Raw genomic sequence first — 9,843 nt, forward strand, 5'->3', positions numbered from 1 at the left:
GGTCAGTCCTGTGAAGGGCGGTCGGGATGCGATTGGGCGAATGGCCCGATCACGCTGCCGACGAAGCCGCCGGCCTTTTCGGTGCTGAGAAAGCTGGCGTCGTCGTTGCGGCGTAGCCATTGCCAGCCGCGGCCATCGGCATCGAAGGCGAAGCTATACGCACCACCATCGCCGCTGATCTGCAGCCGCAGCTGTGCAGTGGCCGGGATGCGGGTCTGCGCCAGCGTGGTGGTGGCCGCGCCCTCGCGCTTGTCCAGAAACACCTGGACGGCATCGCCATCGCGACGGGCGCCGAGTGCATACCACGCGGTCGAATTCTGAAATGCGGCCAAGCCTGCACTGATGCCCGCCTGGGTCGGGACCTCCAGTGCGGTGCTGGCGGTGAAACGCAGATGTTGCTGGCGGCGTGCGAGAAACGCGGGCGTGCCGGTACCGTCCAGCCCCTGGCTGCTGGCATGCAACGTCAACCAGCCTGCCCGCGTGCGCAGGTCGGCCACGTCGTGCTTTGGCACGCGCACGGTCAGCCATTCGCGTTGCAGCGTGGCCTGATCGAAATCGTCATGCCAGACGAAGTTGCCCGACAATGGTGCCTGCGTGGCAACTGCCTTCATGCCTGCGGGCGCCTTGGCGATGTAAGGAATCGGCTGTCCCGCCGGCAGGATCGAGGGCCAGCCATCGCGCCACTGCACCGGCAGCAAAAACGTTTCGCGCCCGGTGTTGTAGTGATCGCCGCGATACGGACGGCTTGCGAGAAACACCGCCCACCACTGCCCGTCCGGTGTGTCGACCAGGTCCACGTGGCCGGCGTTGCTGACCGGATGCGCGCGCCCGGCCGGCAGATCGCGTTGGGTCAGGATGGGGTTGTTCGGTGCCGGTGCATACGGCCCCCACACGTTACGGCTGCGCAACACCACCTGCGAATGCTGCGGCCCGGTGCCGCCCTCCGCACATGAGAGGTAGTACCACCCGTCGCGTTGATACAGGTGCGGGCCTTCGATCCAGATCGGCTTGCTGGCCAGGTCCACGCCGCCATTGAGCAGCACCTTGCGCGGGCCGACAGGCGCATTCTTCGCGATATCGAAGCGCTGCATCCAGATCGCGCGATGCCCGTCGTACAACGGCGTGCCTTCCGGCGGGCCGTTGTTGAGCAGGTACGCGCTGCCATCGGTATCGAAGAACAGGGACGGGTCGATGCCGTCGATGCTGGGCAGCCACGTCAATGCCGACCATGGGCCCGCCGCATTGCTGGCACTGGCGATGAAATTGCCACCGCTGTCGACCGAGGTACCCACCACGTAAAAACGCCCGTCGTGATGGCGGATGCTGGCGGCATACATGCCGCGCGACATGCGCAGCCCGTCGTAGTCGAGCTGCTCGCGGCGTTCGACCACGTTGCCAATCTGGGTCCAATGCACAAGATCGGTGCTCTCCAGCACCGGGATCGCCGGAAAGTAGGTAAACGTCGAATTGACCAGGTAATAGCGCTCTCCCACACGCGTGATGCTGGGGTCCGGGTAGAAACCGGCCAGCACCGGATTGCGGTAGTGCCCGGCCGGCAGCGGCGTGGCGAACACCGCATCGTCGCCGCGGTATTCGAACCAGTCGAACGCAACATCGGCAGCGGCCTGCGCCTGCGCGTTCGCAGGCACCGCCAAGGCCATCAGCAGGGCCACACACGTGGCAGAAAACGCGCGCATCACCAATCCCACATCGCGCCGTCTTCCAGTCGCGCGATCGGCAACTGCTTGGGCACGTAGGGATACTTCGCTGCAAGCGCTTCGTCGATGTCCACGCCATGCCCCGGTGTCTCGCCGCAGTGCAGGCGGCCATCGCGGAATTGGTAGTCGTGCGGGAACACCGCATTGGCCTCGTCGGAATGGAACATGTATTCCTGGATGCCGAAGTTGGGCACCCAGGTGTCGAAGTGCAGGGCGGCGCCCATGCACACCGGCGAGAGGTCGGTGGCGCCGTGGAAGCCGGTGCGCACCTGATGCAGCGCGGCGAAATCGGCCAGCCGGCGCACATGGGTGATGCCGCCAGCGTGGACGATCGTGGTGCGGATGTAGTCGATCAGCTGCTGCTCGATCAGGTGCTTGCAGTCCCAGATTGAGTTGAATACCTCACCCACTGCCAGCGGCGTCACGGTGTGCTGGCGAATGATCTCGAACGCACGCTGGTTTTCCGCCGGTGTGGCATCTTCCAGCCAGAACAGCCGGTACGGCTCCAGGTCGCGACCCAGCCGGGCGGCTTCGATCGGGGTCAGCCGATGATGCGCGTCGTGCAGCAGCTCGATCGCGTCGCCGTGGTCGTTGCGCAGCTGTTCGAACAGCTTCGGCACCACGCCCAGATAGCGCGGCGTGGACCACACGGTTTCGGTGGGCAGCTCGCTTTCGGCCGGTTCGTACGGTTTGCCGCCGACAGAAATGCCGTAGGTCTTCTTGATGCCGGGCACGCCGCATTGCGCGCGAATCGCGATGAAGCCCATCTCGCGGAAGCGGCCCACCTCGTCGCTGGTTTCGGCGATATCGCGGCCGTTGGCATGGCCATACACCAACGCACCCTCGCGCGAGCGCCCGCCCAGCAGCTGGTACAACGGCATGCCGGCCATCTTGCCCAGGATGTCCCACAACGCCACGTCCACCGCGGCGATCGCGCTCATCGTCACCGGTCCACGCCGCCAGTACGCACCGCGGTAGAAGAACTGCCAGATGTCCTCGATGCGCCCGGCATCGCGGCCGATCAGGTTCGGCATCAGGTGTTCCTGCAGATACGCCGCCACCGCCAGCTCGCGGCCGTTGAGGGTGGCATCGCCCAGCCCGGTGATGCCTGAGCGAGTGCGGATCTTCAAGGTGACGAAGTTGCGGCCCGGGCAGGTGACGATGACGCGCGCCTCGACGATCTCGCGATCGCGGGCCGAACCTTGCAGCGGGGCGGGGGAGTCGGAAGTCTGTGACATCGTGATCTCGCTCAGGGGGAAGAGGTGGCAGTGATGGGAAGTTCGAACGGGCCGGCCGGCAGGCCGCTGCGGTCGTACAAGGTGCACACCGGGCTGTCGGCCCAGCAGTAGCGCACGCGCGTTGCGGTCATGCCGGACGGAATGCGCACGCTGACATCGTGGCCCTGCAGTGTGGCGCTGGCATAGCGGCAAGTGCCGGACGCCTCGCCGCACAGCTCGAAGCCGATCGGTGCGTCGTTGCCATAGCTCAGCAAGGTGGTGTCCACGTCATCGAAGCCGATGCGCACGCTGTCGCGCTCGCGCTGCACGCTGCGCGGCACCGGGCCGGACGGCGCAATCGCCTCGCCATACACCACATGCCGCGCCGCGCGCGCCAGGCGCCGGCCCAGCTCCTGCTTGTTGGCCGGATGGATGTCGTAGCGGTCGCCGATATCGATCGCCACCGCCAATCCTGCGTGCGCGTCGCTGGCCACAAAGCGTCGCTGCGCCTCGCGCAATTGCGCCCAGCCGCTGTCGGTCGGCTGGGTAGGCGGTGCGCCGTAATTGGCCAACTGCACCACCAGCAACGGCAGGCCTGCACCGAAGCGCTGCCGCCAGTCGCGCTGCCAGGCAGTGAGCAAGGCCGGATAACGCGCTGCATCGCCGGTATTGGATTCGCCCTGGTACCACAGCACGCCGCGCAGGCCCAGGTGTTCCAGCGGCGCGATCATGCCGTTGTACAAGGTGGTCAGCCCGGCGGCCGACGACCACGGTGCGCGCGGTGGCGTGCCCACTGCCTGCGGCACGATGCGGTATTGCCAGGGCGCGTCCAGTGCCACTGTGCTGCCGTCTGCAAATTGCAGTGCGCGCGATGGCGCGTCGCCCAGCAGCCCGCCGCGGCGATAGGTATTGAGCACATTGAGCACGATGCTGTTGCGCCCGGCATGCAGCAGTCCGCGCGGTAGCGCATAGCGACGTGGTTGATCGGCGCCATAGCTGCTGCCCACGCCGCGTCCGTTGACCCAGGTCTGGTCCAGTTCGTCCACCGGCCCGAGTCGCAACGTGGCGTCCTGTGCGGCCTGTGCCGGGGTCAGCTCGACGCTGGTGCGGTACCAGACCATGCCGTTGAAGCCGACCAGTTGCGGCACGCCCCAGTCGTCCCATGCGCCCAAGGCCGGCGGCGCATCCTGCCAATGGCCGGGCGCATCCGGCTGCCACGGTTCGCCTTCGCCATGGGCACGCCACCAGCGTTCCCACAGCGCGGCCCACCGCGGTGCGGCCGCCACCGGGTCGGTTGCATAGCGCGCCAGCACATCCAGCGCCGGACCATCGTCGCCGGCCGCACGCAGGGCCTTGTCGCCGATCCAGGCCTGCAGTTGCGACCCGCCCCATGACGCATTGATCAACCCCATCGGCACGTCGACCTTCTTCTGCAACTCGCGTGCGAAGTAGTAACAGGCAGCCGAAAAGTCCTTCACCGTCTCCGGTGTGGTGCGCTGCCAGGTTGCAGCGCCGCCGAAACCGCGCTGCGGTGTCGGGCTGGATTGCGCGGGCACCTTGAACATGCGGATGCTGGGGTGCTCGGCATCGGCAATCTCGCTGCGCGAATCCAGCGTGCGATGCACCTGCAGTTCCATGTTCGATTGCCCCGAACACAGCCAGACATCGCCGATCAGCACGTCATCGATCTGCTGAATCGCACCGTTGGCAGTGCTGGCCTTCAGGCTGTACGGGCCGCCGGCGGCGTGCGCGGGCTAGCGCGCCTCCCAGTGACCTTGCCGGTCTGCGCGCGCCTGCACCTGCGTACTGTCCAGTTGCACGGTCACACGCGTGCCCGGCGCCGCATCGCCCCACAGGCGGATCGGCGCGTCGCGTTGCAGCACCGCATGGTCCTGAAACACCTGATGCAGCAGCGGCGCATCCGCGGCGCGCGCAAGTTGCGGCAGCAGCAACGCCGACAGCGTGCCGATCAATATCTTTACGCGACATGCGCTCACTTCGGATTCCCCGGTGCATACGGAAATGTCAGTGCCTGGTAATACGCCAGCGGGTGCGCCGGCGGGCTGACGCCTGCAGGCAGCGGGCGCCCGGACACGCTCTGGAAATAGGCGATGCTGGCATCGCGCCACCACTGCGCCTCACCTTGCTGGATCGCCAAGAAATCGGCCACCTGCTGGTAGCGCTGTGCATCGATCCTGCCGGCCAGACCCCGCCAGGTCGTGCGCATCGCAGCGACCTCGGCCACGCCATGGTCGTAACGTCGCACCAGTTCGTCCCACAGCGGTCTGCCGGAGGCCATGCGGTGATCCCACGGCACATGATGGAACCACAGCAGCAACGGCTCGGGCACGCGCCGCACATCGCCGAACTCGCGCGCCACCGGCGGCGCATATTGCGCAACGGCATTGCTGCCGCTGGCGCTGCGGTCGAAGCCGATCCCGTTGCGGTCGGCGCGGTGGTAATACACCGGATCCCAGTCCGGACGTTCGCTGCCGGCATCCCACGGCGCCGGGCCGTAATGGTGGCCGCGCCCCATCAGGTGATGCAGACCGAGCGGAGTCATGTAGTCCACCACTGCCTCGCGCGAACGCAGCATCATGCCGACCACCGGCTCGACCACTGCCGGATCGTTGGAAAAGGTCATGCGCGTCCATTCCTGCGCAATGGCCTGCGGCGACAGCTGCGGGTCCCACGCCAGCCGCCCGTACGCGTACCAGTTGGCCTGATCGAAGATCGAGCCGCTCCAGTTGCGATCGGCGCCGATATTGGCCACGCCGGCGATCCCGGTCAGCCGTGTGCGTTTGCTCTCGGCGAACAAGCTGCCATCCACTGTCTTTGCAACGGTCGAGCCCTTGCCGCGCGCATAGGTGTCGGCTTGCAAGGTCTCGGAAAACAGCGGGCCCAGATAGGCCAGATGGGTGGAAAAGCCCAGATATTCCTTGGTGATCTGAAACTCCGGCATCAATGGCGTCCTGCCCATCGCACCGAACAATGGGTGAAACGGCTCGCGTGGCTGGAAGTCGATGGCCCCGTTTTTCACCTGCACGATCACGTTGTCGGCAAACGCGCCATCCAGCGGCACGAACTCGCTGTAGGCCTGCTTGGCGCGGTCGTCCGGTTGCTCATGCGAATAGACGAAGGCGCGCCACATCACCACCCCGCCGTGCGGCGCCAGGGCATCGGCCAGCAGGTTCGCGCCATCGGCGTGGCTGCGTCCATAGTCCTGCGGGCCGGGCTGGCCTTCGGAGTTGGCCTTGACCAGGAACCCGCCGAAATCCGGAATGCGCGCATAGATGGCGCCGGCGGTGTCGCGCCACCAGCGCCGTACCTGCGGGTCCAGCGGGTCGGCGGTTTTCAGGCCACCGATTTCGATCGGTGCACTGAAACGCGCGCTGAGGAACACACGAATCCCGTACGGACGAAACACCTTCGCCAGCGCCGCCGCCTTGTCGAGGTATTGCGGCGTCAGGCTCCAGGCCTTGGCGTTGACGTTGTTGAGCACGGTTCCGTTGATGCCCAGCGACGCATTGGCACGTGCGTAGTCGGTGTAACGCGGATCCAGATAGCCAGGCAGCGTCTGCCAGTTCCACAGCGACGCGCCGGCATAGCCACGCTCCACCAGACCATCGAGATTGTCCCAATGATTGAGCATGCGCAGCTGCAAGCGTGGCGACGCGCGCACATCCAGCGCTGCGAGCGATTGCCCGGTCTGCAGCAGACGCAACAGGTGGAAGGTGCCGTATAGCACCCCGAGATCGCTGCCGCCGACAATGGCGGTGATGCGATGCCCATGTACCTCGGCGCTCCGAATCAGATAGCCGTCGCGGCCCAACTGGCCTGTATCGAGCTTCAGGGCGGCAATCTGTGGCGCGCTGGCGGCGCCCAAGACGATGGCGCCATCTTGCGTCACCGCGTCCACGCGCGGCGGTGTGCGTGCCAATAATCCCTGCAGGCCGCGCGCCAGTTCATCGCGTGCTGCATGCAGGGTGGGCGAATCGCCAACGACGACCAATTGACTGGCACTATCACGCAATTGCGCGGCATTGGCCAGCGGTTGGTAGCGCAACCATAGATCGTAGCCATCCTCGGCATGCGCGTTGGCGCCGATCAACAGGCCACTGCATAACAGCGCCGCCCACATCACTGCCTGCAGCGTAAATGCGCCGACACCCCTGTCGTGCTGCTGCATTGCAGACCGGCTCATGCGGCATGCTCGAGCGTCACCGGCGCATGCAGGCGCATATCGCCGCTCTGCCTGCTTCCCGGTACCATGGCTCGCATCGTCATACCTGCACCCGGCGTCCGCGTTACCGCAGCAGCGCCCGTGCATCCCGCAGCTTTTGCACGCATTTGAAGAGGCCACGCTTGGAGAAGGTCAGGAAATCGGTCCGCCGCACCAGCCGCGCGACCACCATCGACGAGGTGGCAGCGCTGGCAAAGGTCTCGCCGATGACGGTCTCGCGCGTGGTCAACAACACCGGCAGCGTGCGCGATGCCACCCGCGAACGGGTCATGCGCGCGGTCGACAAGCTGGGCTACACGCCCAATCTTGCCGCCAGCGCACTGGCGGCCGCGCAGAGCACGCGGATTGCGTTGATCTACAGCGATCCCAGCGGTGCCTACCTGCGCGAGTTGCTGCTGGGCGTGCTGCGGGTGGCATCGCGTACGTCGATCCAGCTGGTGATCGACTGCTGGGACGACCTGGACGCCGATGCCGAACGCAAGGCCGCGCGCAAGCTCGCCAAAGGCGTTGCCGGTGTGATCCTGCCGCCGCCCTTGTGCGAATCCAGGGCCGCAGTGCTGGAATTGGTGCGCGCCAAGGTGCCGGTGGTGGCGATCGCCTCCAACCATTTCAGCCCGGATGTGGCGTGTGTGCGCATCGACGAATTCGCTGCTGCCAAAGAGATCACCGAACATCTGATCGCACAGGGGCATGCGCGCATCGGCTACATCGCCGGGCATCCGAATCTGTCGGCCAGCACGCGGCGCTTCGAAGGCTTTCAGGCGGCGCTGGCCGACGCCGGTCTGCGCCTGGATCGGCACTTGGTGCAGCCGGGCGACTACACCTACAAATCCGGGCTGGTTGCCGCGGAAAAATTGCTGGCGCGCAAACGCCGTCCCAGCGCCATCTTCGCCAGCAACGACGACATGGCCGCCGCGGCAATCTCGGTCGCGCACCGGCGTGGGCTGGATGTGCCGCGCGATCTGTCGGTGGTCGGGTTCGACGACACCTCTGCCGCCACTGCGGTGTGGCCCGAAATCACCACCGTGCAGCAGCCCATCGCCGCCATGGCCGATGCCGCGCTGGACATCTTGCTGAAGACGATTCGGGCCAAGGAGCGTACGGCAAGGATGGTCGATCATGTGGTCGCGCACCTGCTGGTCAAGCGGGATTCGGTGGCCGCACCGACAGCGGACGATGCGGCCGAGTCAACGTAGCGATCAGACCCCTGCATGCCGCAAGCCGGATGTGGTCGCCTCGCAGGCTTGCATGCAACACACCGGCATTGCCGGTGTGCGCTCACGTTTCTGGTGATCGCGCATCACATTGGCAGCCATTGCTGGCCGCTGCAGTGATAGCTGGCCCACCGTCGCAATGCAGACGGTCATTGCACGCGCCAGGTGAGGCGAGGCGCGTGCAGTGGCAATGCTCAACGCGTCAGATACTGATTGATCAGGTTTTCATACGCTTCCTGGCGGCCGCTGAGTTGCTGGGGCGCATTGCTGGCCGCGTGCTTGGCCAGATCGGCCAGCGTGGTCTTGCCTGCGGCAAAATCCGCGCCGGCGCCGCTGTCGAAGCTGGCGTAACGCTCGGCGCGCCACTGTTCCAGCGGCGAGGCGGTCAGCAGCGCGTTGGCCACTTCCAGCCCGCGTGCGAACGCGTCCATGCCGCCGATATGGGCCAGGAACAGGTCCTGCGGGTCGGACGATTCGCGACGCACCTTGGCATCGAAGTTCAGGCCGCCCGGTGCCAGGCCACCCTGCCGCAGCACCACCAGCATCGCGCCGACGGTGTCGTACAGGTCGGTCGGGAACTGGTCGGTGTCCCAGCCGTTCTGCGGGTTGCCGCGGTTGGCATCGATGCTGCCGAGCAGGCCGGCATCGGATGCCACCTGCAGGTCATGCTCGAAGCTGTGGCCCGACAGCGTGGCGTGATTGGCTTCGATATTGAGCTTGAAGTCCTGATCCAGGCCATGCTGGCGCAGGAAGCCGATCACCGTGGCGCTATCGAAATCGTACTGGTGCTTCATCGGCTCCATCGGCTTGGGCTCGATCAGGAAATTGCCCTTGAAGCCAATCGCGCGGCCGTAGTCGCGCGCCAGGGTGAGGAAGCGCGCCATGTTGTCCTGCTCGCGCTTCATCTGCGTGTTGTGCAGGCAGGCATAGCCTTCGCGACCGCCCCAGAACACGTAGTTTTCGCCGCCCAATTCAACGGTGGCATCGATCGCGGCCTTGACCTGCACCGCCGCACGCGCCACGACATTGAAGTCCGGGTTGGTCGATGCGCCATTCATGTAGCGCGGATGCGAGAACAGGTTGGCCGTGCCCCACAACAGCTTGATGCCGGTGTCGGCCTGGCGCTGCTTGGCGATGCCCACCATGTGTTTGAGATTCTTTTCGTACTCGCCGATGTCGTCGGCATCCGGTGCCAGGTCGATATCGTGGAAGCAGTAGTACGGCACGCCGAGCTTGGTGAAGAACTCGAACGCCGCATCGGCCTTGGCTTCGGCACGGTTCAACGCGGTAGTGCCCGCATCCCACGGATACGCCCGCGTGCCCGGGCCGAACGGGTCGGCGCCATTGCCGCAGAAGCTGTGCCAGTAGGCCACGGCAAAGCGCAGATGCTCGGCCATGGTCTTGTCGCCGATGGTTTTGTTGGCGTCGTAGACCTTGAACGCGAGCGGGTT

General features: G+C 65.9%; 6 protein-coding genes and 1 pseudogene. 1 reads left to right on the top strand and 6 read right to left on the bottom strand.

Translation table 11 applies throughout. From position 1 onward, the window contains the following. Nucleotides 1-2: 2 nt before the first annotated feature. The 5 genes and pseudogenes from LN450_RS05170 to LN450_RS23230 form a co-directional block, all read right to left on the bottom strand. Nucleotides 3-1,673 (bottom strand): glycoside hydrolase family 43 protein, encoded by a 1,671-nt coding sequence (locus LN450_RS05170; protein WP_039416556.1) that lies wholly within the window; start codon nucleotides 1,671-1,673, stop codon nucleotides 3-5. Nucleotides 1,674-1,696: 23 nt separating this feature from the next. Beyond that, complete coding sequence (manD, locus tag LN450_RS05175) at nucleotides 1,697-2,956, bottom strand: D-mannonate dehydratase ManD (protein ID WP_011349089.1); 1,260 nt, start codon at nucleotides 2,954-2,956, stop codon at nucleotides 1,697-1,699. Between the two features lie 11 nt (nucleotides 2,957-2,967). Then, a pseudogene (locus LN450_RS05180) lies at nucleotides 2,968-4,932 on the bottom strand (sialate O-acetylesterase). Next, the gene (locus tag LN450_RS05185) at nucleotides 4,929-7,124 is read right to left on the bottom strand and encodes an alpha-glucuronidase family glycosyl hydrolase (RefSeq protein ID WP_041855096.1); all 2,196 of its coding nucleotides are present in this window, start codon (nucleotides 7,122-7,124) and stop codon (nucleotides 4,929-4,931) included. The pseudogene LN450_RS05180 and the gene LN450_RS05185 overlap by 4 nt, the downstream one beginning before the upstream one ends. 118 nt (nucleotides 7,125-7,242) lie before the next feature. Continuing rightward, complete coding sequence (locus LN450_RS23230) at nucleotides 7,243-7,449, bottom strand: hypothetical protein (RefSeq protein WP_005929711.1); 207 nt, start codon at nucleotides 7,447-7,449, stop codon at nucleotides 7,243-7,245. On the opposite strand from LN450_RS23230, the gene LN450_RS05195 reads away from it, so the two are divergent. Continuing rightward, the gene (locus LN450_RS05195) at nucleotides 7,358-8,374 is read left to right on the top strand and encodes a LacI family DNA-binding transcriptional regulator (RefSeq protein WP_228885013.1); all 1,017 of its coding nucleotides are present in this window, start codon (nucleotides 7,358-7,360) and stop codon (nucleotides 8,372-8,374) included. The genes LN450_RS23230 and LN450_RS05195 overlap by 92 nt on opposite strands. A gap of 212 nt (nucleotides 8,375-8,586) precedes the next feature. Here the strand turns inward: LN450_RS05195 and xylA are convergent. Beyond that, on the bottom strand, nucleotides 8,587-9,843 hold a 1,257-nt coding region (gene xylA / locus LN450_RS05200; RefSeq protein ID WP_228892674.1), incomplete at its 5' end, for a xylose isomerase.

The organism is Xanthomonas euvesicatoria pv. euvesicatoria (assembly GCF_020880415.1).
Lineage (GTDB): Bacteria > Pseudomonadota > Gammaproteobacteria > Xanthomonadales > Xanthomonadaceae > Xanthomonas > Xanthomonas euvesicatoria.